Source organism: Paracoccus sp. TOH (genome assembly GCF_030388245.1).
GTDB classification, from domain to species: Bacteria; Pseudomonadota; Alphaproteobacteria; order Rhodobacterales; family Rhodobacteraceae; genus Paracoccus; species Paracoccus simplex.
Map to the genome: position 1 here is coordinate 301,676 of NZ_CP098360.1, position 14,608 is coordinate 316,283.

Annotated in this window: 16 protein-coding genes; 13 read left to right on the forward strand and 3 right to left on the reverse strand. The window is 69.5% G+C overall.

Annotation, left to right across the window (positions count from 1 at the left end; genetic code table 11):
• Window positions 1–80: 80 nt before the first annotated feature.
• The 13 genes from NBE95_RS01440 (at window position 81) to NBE95_RS01500 (ending at window position 11,124) form a co-directional block, all read left to right on the forward strand.
• On the forward strand, window positions 81–671 hold the full coding sequence (locus tag NBE95_RS01440; RefSeq protein ID WP_289894129.1) for an aminodeoxychorismate/anthranilate synthase component II: 591 nt from the start codon (window positions 81–83) through the stop codon (window positions 669–671).
• Window positions 668–1,705, forward strand: coding sequence for an anthranilate phosphoribosyltransferase (gene trpD / locus NBE95_RS01445; protein WP_289894130.1), 1,038 nt, complete (start codon window positions 668–670; stop codon window positions 1,703–1,705). Before NBE95_RS01440 ends, trpD begins: the two co-directional genes overlap by 4 nt.
• Entirely contained in the window at window positions 1,698–2,363 is a 666-nt protein-coding gene (locus NBE95_RS01450; RefSeq protein WP_289894131.1) for a uracil-DNA glycosylase, read from the forward strand. The genes trpD and NBE95_RS01450 overlap by 8 nt, the downstream gene beginning before the upstream one ends.
• Window positions 2,364–2,372: 9 nt before the next feature.
• Window positions 2,373–3,164: an indole-3-glycerol phosphate synthase TrpC gene (gene trpC, locus NBE95_RS01455; RefSeq protein WP_289894132.1), complete on the forward strand. Its 792-nt coding sequence runs from the start codon at window positions 2,373–2,375 to the stop codon at window positions 3,162–3,164.
• On the forward strand, window positions 3,161–3,631 hold the full coding sequence (gene moaC, locus NBE95_RS01460) for a cyclic pyranopterin monophosphate synthase MoaC (RefSeq protein WP_289894133.1): 471 nt from the start codon (window positions 3,161–3,163) through the stop codon (window positions 3,629–3,631). The genes trpC and moaC overlap by 4 nt, the downstream gene beginning before the upstream one ends.
• A 9-nt stretch (window positions 3,632–3,640) precedes the next feature.
• Entirely contained in the window at window positions 3,641–4,813 is a 1,173-nt protein-coding gene (gene glp, locus NBE95_RS01465) for a gephyrin-like molybdotransferase Glp (protein WP_289894134.1), read from the forward strand.
• Between the two features lie 110 nt (window positions 4,814–4,923).
• The gene (gene lexA, locus NBE95_RS01470) at window positions 4,924–5,622 is read left to right on the forward strand and encodes a transcriptional repressor LexA (protein ID WP_289894135.1); all 699 of its coding nucleotides are present in this window, start codon (window positions 4,924–4,926) and stop codon (window positions 5,620–5,622) included.
• 106 nt (window positions 5,623–5,728) lie between these two features.
• Window positions 5,729–6,886, forward strand: a complete 1,158-nt coding sequence (locus NBE95_RS01475) for a D-alanyl-D-alanine carboxypeptidase family protein (protein ID WP_289894136.1) — start codon at window positions 5,729–5,731, stop codon at window positions 6,884–6,886.
• A 12-nt stretch (window positions 6,887–6,898) separates the two neighbouring features.
• On the forward strand, window positions 6,899–7,498 hold the full coding sequence (gene tmk, locus NBE95_RS01480; RefSeq protein ID WP_289894137.1) for a dTMP kinase: 600 nt from the start codon (window positions 6,899–6,901) through the stop codon (window positions 7,496–7,498).
• Window positions 7,495–8,577, forward strand: coding sequence for a DNA polymerase III subunit delta' (locus NBE95_RS01485; protein WP_289894138.1), 1,083 nt, complete (start codon window positions 7,495–7,497; stop codon window positions 8,575–8,577). Before tmk ends, NBE95_RS01485 begins: the two co-directional genes overlap by 4 nt.
• Window positions 8,578–8,588: 11 nt before the next feature.
• Complete coding sequence (locus tag NBE95_RS01490) at window positions 8,589–9,386, forward strand: TatD family hydrolase (protein ID WP_289894139.1); 798 nt, start codon at window positions 8,589–8,591, stop codon at window positions 9,384–9,386.
• Window positions 9,383–10,183, forward strand: a complete 801-nt coding sequence (locus tag NBE95_RS01495) for an MBL fold metallo-hydrolase (RefSeq protein WP_289894140.1) — start codon at window positions 9,383–9,385, stop codon at window positions 10,181–10,183. Before NBE95_RS01490 ends, NBE95_RS01495 begins: the two co-directional genes overlap by 4 nt.
• On the forward strand, window positions 10,180–11,124 hold the full coding sequence (locus tag NBE95_RS01500; RefSeq protein WP_289894141.1) for an AEC family transporter: 945 nt from the start codon (window positions 10,180–10,182) through the stop codon (window positions 11,122–11,124). The genes NBE95_RS01495 and NBE95_RS01500 overlap by 4 nt, the downstream gene beginning before the upstream one ends.
• 57 nt (window positions 11,125–11,181) lie before the next feature.
• Here the strand turns inward: NBE95_RS01500 and NBE95_RS01505 are convergent, their stop codons facing one another.
• The 3 genes from NBE95_RS01505 to NBE95_RS01515 all read right to left on the reverse strand — a co-directional run bounded on the left by NBE95_RS01505 (window position 11,182) and on the right by NBE95_RS01515 (window position 14,594).
• A complete protein-coding gene (locus tag NBE95_RS01505) occupies window positions 11,182–12,135 on the reverse strand; it encodes an ABC transporter permease (RefSeq protein ID WP_289894142.1) in 954 nt (317 codons plus the stop codon).
• Between the two features lie 5 nt (window positions 12,136–12,140).
• Complete coding sequence (locus tag NBE95_RS01510) at window positions 12,141–13,442, reverse strand: ABC transporter permease (RefSeq protein ID WP_289894143.1); 1,302 nt, start codon at window positions 13,440–13,442, stop codon at window positions 12,141–12,143.
• A gap of 69 nt (window positions 13,443–13,511) precedes the next feature.
• Complete coding sequence (locus NBE95_RS01515; RefSeq protein WP_289894144.1) at window positions 13,512–14,594, reverse strand: ABC transporter substrate-binding protein; 1,083 nt, start codon at window positions 14,592–14,594, stop codon at window positions 13,512–13,514.
• Between the last annotated feature and the right edge of the window lie 14 nt (window positions 14,595–14,608).

Here is a 14,608-nt window from a genome sequence, read left to right on the forward strand (position 1 = left end):
GTCTTGACCCGCCGCAAGGCTTTAGCCCATCTATAGCCGCAGATTTCCCGGGGTTCACCCCCCAATGCAAGGCGCCCGCCATGATCCTGCTCATCGACAATTACGACAGCTTCACCTGGAACCTGGTGCATTACATGGGCGAGGCCGGGGCGGATGTGGTCGTGCGCCGCAACGACATGCTGACGGTCGAGGAGGCGCTGGACATGGGCGCGCAGGGCATCGTGATCTCGCCCGGGCCCTGCGACCCGGCCCAAGCCGGGATCATCGTGCCGCTGATCCGCGCCGCTTCGGACCGCGGCCTGCCGCTGCTGGGCGTCTGCCTGGGCCATCAGGCCATCGGCGAGGCTTTCGGCGGCAAGGTGGTGCGCGCCGCGCGCATCGTGCATGGCAAGACCGACGCCATCAGCCATGACGGCAGCGGGGTCTTTGCCGGCCTGCCCTCGCCGCTGACCGCGACGCGCTATCACTCGCTGACGGTCGAGCCGGAAAGCCTGCCCGACTGCCTGCGCGTCACCGCCACCGCCGCCGACGGCACCATCATGGGGCTGGTGCATCGCACGCTGCCGGTCGAGGGCGTGCAGTTCCACCCCGAAAGCATCGCCTCGGAATACGGCCATGACATGATCCGCAATTTCCTGCGCCGCTGCCAGAACCTGGGCGCCGCCGCATGAGCGCCGCCGCCACCGACATCCGGCCGCTGATCGGCCTGGCCGCCAGCCGGCCGCTGACCGGGACCGAGGCCGAGGCGGCCTTCGGCGCGCTGTTCGAGGGCGCCGCCACCCCCGCCCAGATCGGCGGGCTGCTGATGGCCATGCGCGTGCGCGGCGAGACCGTCGAGGAGATGGCCGCCGCCACCCGCGCCATGCGGGCGCGGATGAACCGCATCCAGGCGCCGGCGGGCGCCATGGACATCGTCGGCACCGGCGGCGACGGCAAGGGCACGCTGAACATCTCGACCGCCACGGCCTTCGTGGTCGCCGGCGCCGGCGTGCCGGTCGCCAAGCACGGCAACCGCAACCTGTCGTCCAAGTCGGGCTCGGCCGACGCGCTGACCCATCTGGGGCTGAACGTCATGTCCACCCCCGAGATCGCCGAGCGGGCGCTGGCCGCCACCGGCATCTGCTTCATGATGGCGCCGGTGCATCACCCGGCCATGCGCCATGTCGGCCCGGCGCGGGCGGAACTGGGCACCCGGACGATCTTCAACCTGCTGGGGCCGATGACCAATCCCGGCGGGGTGCGGCGGCAGCTGACCGGCACCTTCGACCGGGTCTGGAACCGCCCGATGGCCGAGACCCTGCGCGAGCTGGGCAGCGAGGCGGCCTGGCTGGTGCATGGCGGCGACGGCACCGACGAGATCTCGATCGCCGGGCCGACCTGGGTGGCGCAACTGAAGGACGGCGAGATCACCGAGTTCCAGATCGCGCCCGAGGATGCCGGCCTGCCGGTGCACCGGTTCGAGGCGATCCTGGGCGGCGACCCGGCGCAGAACGCCGCGGCGCTGCGGGCGCTGCTGGACGGTGCGCCGGGCGCCTATCGCGACGCGGTGCTGCTGAACGCCGCCGCGGCGCTGCTGATCGCCGGCAAAGCCGCCGATCTGCGCGAGGGGGCCGAGATCGCCCGCGACGCCATCGACAGCGGCAAGGCCAAGGCCAAGCTGGCCGCGCTGGCGGCCCGGGTCGGCGCCCCGGATGCCGATGGCTGAACCCCGCATCCCCGGCGCCTGGGCCGAGCTGCCGTTCTTTCGCCAGGACTGGCCGGCCATCGCCGCCCGGCTGCGCGGCGGCGACTGGCTGCCCGGCCCCGGCCGCGTCTTCGCCGCGCTGGAACTGACCCCGCCCGAGCGGGTGCGGGTGGTGATCCTGGGTCAGGACCCCTATCCGACGCCCGGCCATGCCAACGGGCTGGCCTTTTCGGTCACGCCGGAAACCGCGCTGCCGCGCTCGCTGCGAAACATCTATGCCGAGATGCGCGACGACATCGGCGCCGCCCCCCCGAACGGCGACCTGAGCCATTGGGCGCGGCAGGGGGCGCTGCTGCTCAACACCTCGCTTTCCGTGCTGCCCGGACAGGCCGGGGCGCATGCGAAATGGGGCTGGGACCGGCTGGCGCGACAAACCGTCGCGCGGGCGCAGGCCGAAGGGCCGCTGGCCTTCGTGCTTTGGGGCGCCCAGGCGCAGAAGGCGCTGGCCGGGCTGCCGCGGCCGCAGGATCTGGTGATCGAAAGCGCGCATCCCTCGCCCTTGTCGGCGCGGCGCGGCTTCTTCGGCTCGCGCCCGTTCAGCCGGGTGAACGACTGGTTGCGGGCGCGGGGCGAGCCGGCGATCGACTGGGCCCTTTCCGAAACCGCCGCCGCGGGGTAAACCGACATCATGGACATTCTCGAGCGCATCAAGGCCTACAAGCTGGAAGAAATCGCCGCCGCCAGGGCCGCCCGGCCGCTGTCGGACATCGAGGCCGCGGCCCGCGCCGCCTCGGCCCCGCGCGGCTTTGCCCGCGCGCTGGAGGGCAAGGCGGCGACCGGCCATGCGCTGATCGCCGAGATCAAGAAGGCCAGCCCCTCCAAGGGCCTGATCCGCCCGGATTTCGACCCGCCGGCGCTGGCCCGCGCCTATCAGGCCGGCGGCGCCGCCTGCCTGTCGGTGCTGACCGACGCCCCCAGCTTCCAGGGCGCACCCGAGTTCCTGACCGCCGCGCGCGAGGCCTGCGACCTGCCGGCGCTGCGCAAGGATTTCCTTTACGACCCCTATCAGGTGGCCGAGGCCCGTGCCTGGGGGGCCGATTGCATCCTGATCATCATGGCCTCGGTCGATGACACGCTGGCCGCCGAGCTCGAGGATGCGGCCTTCCATTGGGGCATGGACGCGCTGGTCGAGGTCCACGACCGCGCCGAACTGGACCGCGCGCTCAGGCTGAAATCGCCGCTGATCGGGGTGAACAACCGCAACCTGAAGACCTTCGAGGTCAGCCTGGACGTAACGCTGGAACTGGCGCCGCATGTGCCCGCCGACCGCGAGCTGGTCTGCGAAAGCGGGCTGTTCACCCCCGCCGACCTGAACCGCATGGCGGCGGCCGGGGTCCGGCGCTTCCTGATCGGCGAAAGCCTGATGCGGCAAGCCGACGTGACCGGCGCCACCCGGCAGATCCTGGGCCTTGCGGCATGAGCCTGACGCATTTCGACGCCCAGGGCCAGGCGCATATGGTCGATGTGTCCGAGAAGCCCGAGACGGCGCGCGAGGCGGTGGCCGAGGGCGTGGTCATCATGGCGCCCGAAACCCTGGCGCTGGCGCAGGGCGGCGCGGCCAAGGGCGACGTGATGGGCGTGGCGCGGCTGGCCGGCATCATGGGCGCCAAGCGCACTGCGGACCTGATCCCGCTCTGCCACCCGCTGCCGATCACCAGGGTCTCGGTCGATCTGGCGGCGGACCCGGCGCTGCCCGGCATCCGCGTCACCGCCACGGTGAAGACCGCCGGCAAGACCGGGGTGGAGATGGAGGCGCTGACCGCCGTTTCCACCGCCTGCCTGACCGTCTACGACATGCTCAAGGCCGCGCAGAAGGACATGCGGATCGAGGGCATCCGCCTGCTTTCCAAGACCGGCGGCAAATCGGGCGCGTTCCGCGCGCCCTGAGGGGGAAGAATGATCAGCGTCGAAGAAGCCCGCAGCCGCGTCCTGGCCCTTGCCCGCGCCCCCGAGCCGGAACAGGTGGCGCTGGATCAGGCGCTGGGCCGCGCCATGATCGCGCCGGGTGTCGCCCGGCTGACGCAACCGCCATTCGACGCGGCGGCCATGGACGGCTATGCGCTGCGCTCGGCCGAGCTGCCCGGCCCGCTGACGGTGATCGGCACCGCGGCCGCCGGCGTGCCTTACGAGGGCGAAACGCCGCCCGGCAGCGCCATCCGCATCTTCACCGGCGCCCCGGTGCCCGCCGGCTACGACCGCGTGGTGATGCAAGAGATCGTCACGCGCGACGGCGACCGGATCAGTATCGCCGATGTCGGGTCCAACCTGAACATCCGCCGCAAAGGCAATGATTTCGCCGAAGGCTCGACCTTTCAGCCGCCGCGCCCGCTGCGTCCTGCCGATCTGGCGCTGCTCGCGGCGATGAACGTGCCGCGGCTGACGGTCGCACGCCGGCCGCGCGTCGCGGTGCTGGCCGGCGGCGACGAGCTGGTGCGCCCCGGCTCGGACCCGGCGCCGGGCCAGATCATCAGCTCGAACGACATCGCCATCGCCGCGCTCGCACGCGAGGCGGGGGCCGAGCCGGTGGTCCTGCCGCTGGCCCGCGACACCGAGGAAAGCCTGCGCGACCGCTTCGCCGAGGCCGAGGGCTGCGACCTGATCGTCACCATCGGCGGCGCCTCGGTGGGCGACCACGACCTGATCGCCAAGGTCTCGGCCGAACTGGGCATGGAGCGCGCCTTCTACAAGCTGGCCATGCGCCCCGGAAAGCCGCTGATGGCCGGCCGCATCGGTCCGGCCGCCATGCTGGGTCTGCCGGGAAACCCGGTCTCGGCCGCGGTTTGCGCGAAACTCTTCATGCAACCGCTGATCCGCGCCATGCAGGGCCTGCCGCCGGGCCCCGAGCCCCTGCAGGCCGTGCTGACCCGCGACCTGCCGCCCGAGGGCGACCGGCAGCACTACCTGCGCGCCCGGCTTGTGCCCGGCGACGGCCTGCCCGGGATCGAGCCTTTCCCCGACCAGGATTCCGCCCGGCTGTGGGTGTTGGCCGAGGCCGATGCACTGCTGATCCGCCCCGCCGGCGATCCGGCACGCAAGGCCGGCGAGCGGATGAGCTATCTGCCGCTTTAGCCGGTTAACCGGAAATTTACCCGAATCGCCATAAAGATTGACGCAAGGGATCGGCCGCGCTAGAACATTCGATGAACATGATGGCGGCCGCAGCAGATCGGGGGCAGAGCATGCTGACGAAGAAACAGATCCAGCTTCTTGAATTCATTCAGGCGCGGATGGCTCGCGACGGGGTGCCGCCCTCGTTCGACGAAATGAAAATCGCGCTGGACCTGCGCTCGAAATCGGGAATTCATCGCCTCGTGACCGCTCTTGAGGAACGCGGATTCATCCGCCGCCTGCCGCATCGCGCCCGCGCGCTGGAAATCGTCCGCCTGCCCGACAGCCTCAGCAAGGGGCCCGGATTCCAGCCCCGGGTGATCGACGGCGACGCGCCCGAACGCCCGGCGCCGCTGCCGCGCGGCGCGATGGAAATCGCCGTTTCCGCCGTGGAACTGCCGGTCATGGGCCGCATCGCCGCCGGCGTCCCGATCGAGGCGATCTCGGAGGTTTCGCATCACATCGCCGTGCCGGGTTCGATGCTCTCGGGCCAGGACCGGCATTACGCGCTGGAGGTGCGCGGCGATTCGATGATCGAGGCCGGGATCAACGACGGCGACGTCGTGGTGATCCGCGAACAGGACACGGCCGAGAACGGTGACATCATCGTCGCCCTGGTCGAGGGTTTCGAGGCGACGCTGAAGCGCTATCGCCGCAAGGGCGGCATGATCGCGCTCGAGGCCGCGAACCCGGCTTACGAGACCCGGGTGCTGCCCGAGGACAAGGTGCGCATCCAGGGCCGGCTCGTCGGGCTGATCCGCAGCTACTAGACCGGCGCCGGCCGTTCACTTGCCCGGCACAGGCGGCCCTGCGGCGTTGCGGGTTCCGGCCCGCTGCGCTAACCATGGCGCAAACGCGACAGGTCAAGGACAATCCATGCGCGCACTGACGTTCCGCATCTTCGCTCTGATCATGGTGCTGGCGCTGCCGGCGCAGGCATTCGACACCAATGCCCGCGCCGCTTGGGTCTATGACGTGGCGACCGGCACCGTGCTGATGGAGAAGAATGCCGACGAGCCGCTGCCGCCCGCCTCGATGTCCAAGCTGATGACCCTGAACATGCTGTTCGAGGCGCTGGCCGACGGCCGGGTGGCAATGGACACGACTTTTCCGGTCTCGACCAAGGCCTGGCACATGGGCGGCTCGAAAATGTTCGTCGAGCCCGCCGACCGCCCCGCCGTCGAGGAGCTGATCCACGGCATCATCATCAATTCCGGCAACGATGCCTGCGTGGTGGTGGCCGAAGGGCTGGCCGGCACCGAGGAAGCCTTCGCGCGGCTGATGAACGACCGCGCCCGGCAGCTTGGCATGATGGATTCGCATTTCGCCAACGCCTCGGGCTGGCCCGATCCGCAGCACCGGATGTCGATGCATGATCTCGGCCTGCTCGCCACCCGGCTGATCACCGAATTCCCCGAGCTTTACAAGAATTTCGCGCTGACCGAATACAATTACAAGGGCCGGGTGCCCTCGAATGCGAACAACCGCAATCCGCTGCTGCGCCTGGGCACCGGCGACTGGAAGGCTGACGGGCTGAAGACCGGCCACACGCAAGAGGCAGGCTATGGCCTTGTCGGCTCGGCGGTGCAGGGCGACCGGCGCATCGTCTTCGTCATCGCCGGCTTGCCCAGCGAAAAGGCCCGCGCCGAGGAGGCCGAGCGGATCGTGAACTGGGCCTATCGCCAGTTCACCATGCGCACCATCATTCCCAAGGACGAGATCGTGACCCAGGCGCCGGTCTGGCTGGGCGACAAGGGCCGCATCGGCCTGACCACCAGGGACGGCGTCCGGGTGCTGATCCCGGCCGGTTCGCACGCGGGCGTCAAGGCCGAGGCGGTTTTCAGGGGCCCGATCGAGGCGCCGATCGCCAAGGGCGACCAGCTGGGCGAGCTGATCGTGGACATTCCCGGCGTCGGCCAGTCGCGCCTGCCGCTGCTCGCCGCCAGCGACGTGGCCCGCACCGGCGTCTTCGGCCGGATCCAGAGCGCGGCCTTCCGCCTGGGCGAGCGCGCGATCCAGTCGGTACGGAACTGAACCCGCGCGGCCATGTTCATCAGTTTCGAGGGCATCGACGGATCGGGAAAGTCCACCCAGGCGCGCCGGCTGGCGCAGGCATTGAACGCGCGCGGTACCGAAACCGTGCTGACGCGCGAGCCCGGCGGCAGCGAGGGCGCCGAGGAGATCCGCCGCCTGCTCGTCGAGGGCCGGAGCGAACGCTGGTCGCCCGAAACCGAGCTTCTGCTGTTCACCGCCGCCCGGCGCGACCATGTCGAGCGGCTGATCCGGCCGGCATTGGCACGCGGCGCCTGGGTGGTCACCGACCGCTTCGCCGATTCCAGCCGGGTCTACCAGGGCCTCGCCCGCGCCGATCTGCGCCAACTGGTCGAGGAGCTGCACCGGCTGACCATCGGCATCGAGACGGACCGGACCTTCGTCATCGACATCGACCCCGAGATCGCATTGACGCGCGGCCAGGCCCGCGGCGGGGTCGAGGATAGGTTCGAGACGCTCGGTCTCGACTTCCAGCGGCGGCTGCGTGACGGGTTCCTCGCCCTCGCCGCCGAGTTTCCGGCGCGTATCCGCGTGATCGACGGCAGCGGCAGCGGGGACGAGGTCGCCGGCCGCGTCCTGGCGGCGCTGGCATGAGCGACGAGCCGCTGCCCGAGCCCGACCGCGTGCCCGGCGCCCCGCATCCGCGCGAGGCTCTGCGCATCATCGGCCAGGACGCCGCCGTCGCGGATTTCCTGGCCGCGGCCAAGGCGCATCGGCTGCACCATGCCTGGCTGATCTCGGGCCCGCGCGGCACCGGCAAGGCGACGCTGGCCTGGAGCATCGCAAAATGGCTGCTGAGCGGCGGCGCGGAATCCGGCCTGTCGACCGCGACCGACGATCCGGTGGTGCGCCGCATCCGCGCGCTGTCGGAGCCGCGGCTGCATCTGATCCGGCGGCCCGTCGACGAAAAGACCCAGCGGCTGCGGGCCGAGATCACCGTGGACGAGATCCGCAGGCTGCAGGGTTTCTTCCATATGAGCGCGGCCGAGGGCGGACGCCGCGTCGCGATCATCGACGCCGCCGACGAAATGAACCAGGCCGCCGCCAATGCGCTGCTGAAGCTGCTCGAGGAGCCGCCGCCGGCGGCGACGATCCTGCTGGTGGCGCATCAGCCGGCGCGGCTGCTGCCGACCATCCGCTCGCGCTGCCGCGAGCTGCGGCTGCACCCGCTGGGCCCCGAGGACATGGCGGGGGTCTTGCAGGGCCTGGGCCTTGACCAGGACGCGGCGCGGCTTGCGGCGCTGTCCGGCGGCTCGGTCGGCGAGGCGCTGCGGCTGGCCGGCCAGGACGGGCTGGCGGTCTATCAGCGCCTGATCGGGCTTTTCGCAGAATATCCCCGCATGGACCGCCGCGCCGCCGCCCAGCTGGCCGAGACGGCGGCGGGCCGGGCCAGCGCCGATGGCGACCCGTTCGACCTGGTGGTGACGCTGATCGACCGCTTCCTGACCCGCGCCGCCCGAACCGGCCTGATGGGCGCCCCCCTGCCCGAGGCAGCCGAGGGCGAGGCCGAGGTGCTGAGCCGCATCGCCCCCGGCCCCGCAGCCGCGCGGCTTTGGGCCGGGGCGCAGGCCGAGCTTTCGGCGCGGGCCCGCGCCGGGCGGGCGGTCAACCTTGACCCTTCCGCGCTGGTGTTGGATATGCTGATCGGGCTTGCGAACCAGCCCGCCCTCTGACGGATCAGCCGATGTCTGAACATCCTCCCTTCGCCCTGGTGGACAGCCATTGCCACCTGGACTTCCCCGATTTCGCCGGCAAGCAGGCCGAGCTGGTCGCGCGCGCCCGCGCGGCGGGCGTCACCCGCATGGTGACGATCTGCACCCGGCTGAAGAACGAGCCGGCGGTGCGCGCCATCGCCGAGGCGCATCCCGAGGTGTTCTATGCCGCCGGCACCCATCCGATGTATGCCGCCGAGGAGCCGCTGGTCACGGTCGAGGATCTGGTGGCCCTGGCCGCGCATCCGAAATTCGTCGGCATCGGCGAGACCGGGCTCGACTATCACTACACCGCCGACAGCGCGGCGGTGCAGGCCGAAAGCCTGCGCATCCATATCGAGGCCGCGCGCCGCACCGGCCTGCCGCTGATCGTCCATGCGCGCGATGCCGACGCCGACATGGCCCGCATCCTGACCGAGGAGCATGGCGCCGGCGCGTTCTCCTGCGTGATGCATTGCTATACCAGCGGCCCCGAACTGGCCCGGGCGGCGCTGGACCTGGGCTTCTACCTATCCATGTCGGGGATCGCCGCCTTTCCGCGCTCGACCGAGATCCGCGAGATCTTTGCCGCCGCGCCGCGTGACCGCGTCCTGGTCGAGACCGACGCGCCCTATCTTGCCCCGCCGCCGCATCGCGGCAAGCGCAACGAGCCGGCCTATGTCGCCCATACCGCCCGGATCGGCGCCCAGGCCCTGGGCCTGACCGAGGCCGCGTTCGCCGCCCTGACCACCGCGAATTTCGAGCGGCTGTTCGCCAAGGCCGCGGCATGATCCGCGCCACCATCCTTGGCTGCGGGTCTTCGGGGGGCGTGCCGCGGCTGGGGAACCGCTGGGGCGAATGCGACCCAGCCAATCCGCGCAACCGCCGCCGGCGCTGCGCGCTGCTGGTCGAGCGTTTCGGCCATGATGGCGCGACCCGGGTGCTGATCGACACCGGCCCGGATTTCGTGCCGCAGATGCAGGATGCCGACGTCGGCGAATTGGACGCGGTCGCCTATACCCATGCCCATGCCGATCATATCCACGGCATCGACGACCTGCGCCAGATCGTCTTCAACATGCGCCGCAAGATGCCGGTCTGGGCCGATCGCCCCACCGCCGCGGCGCTGATGACCCGCTTCGGCTATATTTTCGAGACGCCCGCGGGTTCGTCCTATCCGCCGATCTGCGAGTTGATGCCGATCACCGGCCCCTTTGCCGTCGAGGGCGCCGGCGGCACCATCGAGCTTGCGCCCTTCGCGGTCGATCACGGCGACATCGCCGCGCTCGGCTATCGCATCGGCGGCATGGAGCAGAGCCTGGTCTACCTGCCCGACGTGCTGGCCATCCCCGAGGATGCCTGGCCGCTGATTGCCGGCTGCGACGTGTTCATCTGCGACGCGCTGCGCCGTATCCCGCATCCCAGCCATGCGCATCTGGCGCTGGCGCTGGACTGGATCGCGCGCTCGGGCTGCGCGCAGGGCATCATCACCAACATGCATATCGACCTGGATTATGACGACGTCATGCGCGAGACGCCCGAGAACGTCATCCCGGCCCATGACGGCATGCGGATCGAGCTGATATGACCGCGCTGTTCGATGTCATCCTGCCGGTCTTCCTGGTGGTCGGCTTCGGCTATGTCGCCTGCTGGCGGCGGATGCTGTCCGAGGTCGCCGTCGACGGCATCATGCGCTTTGCCCAGACCTTCGCGGTGCCGGTGCTGCTGTTCAACGCCATCGCCCATCTGGACCTGGGCACGAATTACAACCCGCTGCTGCTGCTGGCCTTCTATGCCGGCGCATTCCTGTCCTTTGCCCTGGGCATGGGTCTGGCGCTGCGCTGGCTCAAGCGCCCGGTCGAGGATGCCATCGCCATCGGCTTCGTCTGCCTGTTCTCGAACTCGCTGCTGCTGGGCGTGCCGATCACCGAGCGCGCCTATGGACCCGAGGCGCTGGTCGGCAACTTCACCATCATCTCGATCCATTCGCCGCTGCTCTATACCTTCGGCATCACCGCGATGGAGTTCGCGCGGGCGCGCGGGCACGACCTGTCGCTGGGCCGGGTGGCGCTGCGCGCCCTGTCGGGGGTGCTGCATACGCCGATGGTGATCGGCATCCTTTGCGGTTTCGTGATGAACCTGCTGATCCAGGCCGGGCTGGTCATGCCCGAGGGTTTCTGGGGCGCGGTCCGGATGATGTCCAGCGCCGCCCTGCCCGTGGCGCTGTTCGGGCTGGGCGGCATCCTCTATCGCTACCGTCCCGAGGGCGAGGCGCGGGCCATCGCGCTGTGCTGCGCCGGCTCGCTGCTGCTGCATCCGGCTGTGACCTTCGGGCTCTCCAAGCTGTTCGGGCTGGGCGTGGCCGAGATCCGCTCGGCCGTGGTCACCGCTGCCATGGCGCCGGGGGTGAACGCCTATCTCTTCGCCTCGATCTACGGGGTGGCGAAGCGGGTCTCGGCCTCGGCGGTGCTGGTGGCGACGGCGCTGTCGATCCTGACCATCTGGTTCTGGCTGAGCATCCTGCCCTGACGGCGGACGCCGCCCGGCAAGGGGCGGCGTCGCTGGCCTTTCGCGGCGTCCGGCCGATCAGCTTGGCGTGAGCCCCCGGAGCCGTTCCGACCGGCGGCGCAGCAGTTCCACCGTGGTCAGCAGGGCGATGGAGAAGATGACCAGCAGCGTCGCCACGGCAAGGATGGCCGGCGAGATCTGCTCGCGGATGCCGTTCCACATCTGCCGCGGGATGGTCTGCTGGTCCGGCCCGGCGATGAACAGCACCGCCACCACCTCGTCGAAAGAGGTCACGAAGGCGAAGAGCGCCCCCGAGATCACCCCGGGCAGGATCAAGGGCATGGTGATGCGGAAGAAGGTGGTGCGCGGGTTCGCCCCCAGGCTTGCCGCCGCCCGGTTCAGCGACTGGTCAAAGCCGATCAGCGTCGCCGTCACCGTGATGATGACGAAGGGAATGCCCAGCGTGGCATGGGCCAGGATCACCCCCAGATAGGTGCCGGCCAGCCGGCCGCATTCCGGGTTCAGCCCGATCCAGGTCAGCGGTTCGCAGGGGTTCGAGTAGAAGAAGAACATCCCGGTCGCGGTGATGATGATCGGCACGATCATCGGCGAGATCAGCACCGCCATGATGATGCGGCGGAACGGCATCTCGGGCCGCGACAGGCCCAGCGCCGCCAGCGTGCCCAACACCGTGGCCAGGATGGTCGAGAAGAAGCCGATGATGATCGACGACTTCGCGGCGTTCACCCATTTCGCGTTCTGCCAGGCATCCGCCCACCAGCTGAGTCCCCCCGGCGCGTCCGGATTGGCCATGCCGAAGGTCAGCAGGCTGCGATACCAGCGCATGGAATAGCCCTCGGGGTCGAAGGACAGCATCTTGTCGGTGAAGGTGAAATAGGGCTCGGCGTTGAAGCTCAGCGGGATCACCACCACGATGGGGGCGATCAGGAAGAAGAAGATCGCCGCGCAGAGCGCCAGATAGGCATAGTGCCAGACCTTTTCCAGCGGGGATGCGTAAGTCGGAAGCGCCATGGCGGTTACCCCAGTTTCAGATTGTCGATGCCGACGAGACGGTCATAGACCCAGTAGAGGATCAGCACCCCCGCCAGCAGCAGCGAGGCCAGCGCCGCCGCCATCGACCAGTTCAGCGTCTGCGTCATGTGCATCGCGATCAGGTTCGAGATCAGCTGCCCCGACGAGCCGCCGACCAGCGCCGGGGTGATGTAATAGCCCACCGCCAGGATGAACACGAGCAGCGCCCCCGCCCCCAGCCCCGGCAGGGTCTGCGGGAAGTAGATGCGACGGAACGCCGTCCAGCTTGTCGCGCCCAGCGAGCGCGCGGCGCGGACATAGCTGGGGTTGATGGTGCGCATCACCGAATAGAGCGGCAGGATCATGAAGGGCAGCAGGATATGGGTCATGGCGATGATCGTGCCGGTCTGGTTGAAGATCATCTGCAGCCGCTGGTTGTTGCCGATCACCCCCAGCCACACCAGCACGTCGTTGACCACGCCCTGCTGCTGCAACAGCACCATCCAGGCCGTGGTCCGGACCAGCAGCGAGGTCCAGAACGGCAAAAGCACCAGGATCATCAGCAGGTTCGACTTGCGCATCGGCAGCGTCGCCAGCAGATGCGCGATCGGAAAGCCCAGCAGGAAGGTGGTGAAGGTGATGACCAGCGACAGCCAGAAGGTGCGCTGGAACAGCGTCAGGTAGATGCGCTGCTGCTCGGGTGCCTGAACGATATTGCCGGCATCGTCGCGGGTGCGGTCGACGGCGGCGAGGTAGAAGTTCGTCGTATAGGCCGAGGAGGCCTCGCGCATCACCGACCACAGCTTCGGGTCGCCCCATTTCTCGTCCATCTCGAGCATGGCCGCGCGATAGGGCGGCTCGATGCCGCGGCGGGCCTTGCGCCCGGCCGAGGTGAACAGCGAGCGGGTGCCCGGCATGTCGTAATTGACGCGGGTGCCGATGACGCCGACGGTGCGCGCCTCGGCGGCGGCGGTCAGGTCGGCGGCCAGCGCCGCCCAGGCCGCCTCGTCCGGCTCGGTGCCGCGGGGATGCTCGGCGAACCAGGCCGAGAGCTGCGGCATGTTGGCCGAGAAGCCGTCGTTCTTGACCGAGCGCTGCAGCATCTGCCCGATCGGCAGGACGAAGGTCAGCAGCACGAACAGCAGAAGCGGCAGCACCAGGAAGAACGCCCGCCGCCGCGCCCGGCGCGAGCTGCGCGCCAGCGCCGCCTTCAGCGGGCGACCGTCCGCGGTTCTCAGTGTTCCGCCCTGGTCGAGGCCGCCGGCCTCGGTCACGATGGCGGCATGGGGGTCAAGCGCGTTGGACATCTTGATCCTTCGTCGGGCAAGAGCTTCGTCGTGGGGCTGCCGCCCGATCCCCCGGGCGGCGGCGCGGGATCAGTTCGCGGCCAGCCAGGCGTTGAAGCGCTCGGCCATCTCGGCGTCGTGGTCGGCCCACCATTCCGGGTCGTCCATGACGGCGGTCTTCATGTGCTCATCGCTGGTGGGCATATGCGGCGCCATCTCGGTCTTGCCGTCCTGATAAAGCCCGACCAGCGCCGCCGAGCTTTTGCGCGACGGGCCATAGGCGATCCATTTCGCCTGATCGGCCAGGCGCTGCGTGTCGGTGGCAAATTTCAGATAGGCCATCGCCGCCTCGGGGTTGGGCGAGCCCTTGGGAATGGCGAACATGTCCATGTCCATGAACTGCCCGTCCCAGATGATCTCGAAGGGCTTGCCCTCGGCCACCATGGCATCGAAGAAGCGGCCGTTATAGCCGGTGGCCATGGTCACCTCGCCATCGGCGAGCAGCTGCACCGGCTGGGCGCCGGCTTCCCACCAGACCACGCTGTCCTTGATGGTGCCGAGCTTGGCGAAGGCGCGGTCCACGCCTTCGGGCGTGTCCAGAACCTCGTAGACCTGATCGGGCGCCACGCCATCGGCGATCAGCGCCAGGTAGAGCGTGCGCTTCGGGCTCTTGGGCAGGCCGCGCTGGCCCGGGAACTTGGCGGTGTCGAAGAAATCCGCGGCGGTGGTGGGCGGACCGTCGGGGAACTTGGTCTTGTCATAGGCGATGACCGTGCCCCAGAAGATGTTCGCCACCGCGCAGTCGCGCAGCGCGCCGGGGATGAAGTCGTCGGCGGCCGGGGTGCCGTCCGGCGCCGGCGGCAGGCTGGCCGGGTCGATCTCGACCAGCGCGCCCTCGTCGCAAAGCCGGATGGCGTCGGAAACCTCGATGTCGAACACGTCGCCGGTGATGTTGCCGGCCTCGATCTGCGCCTTGAGCGGCGCGGCCGGGTTGTCGGCGGCGATCATGTTGACCTTGATGCCCGTTTCCTTGGCGAAGGGGATGTTATAGGCCTCGACCTGCGATTTCTCGTAGGCGCCGCCCCAAGAGACCACGTTGACCTCCTTGTTCTGCGCCTGGGCCGCGAAACCCAGCCCGCACAGGGCCGTGGTCAGGATAAGCAGTCTGTTCATGTCTTTCCTCCCGT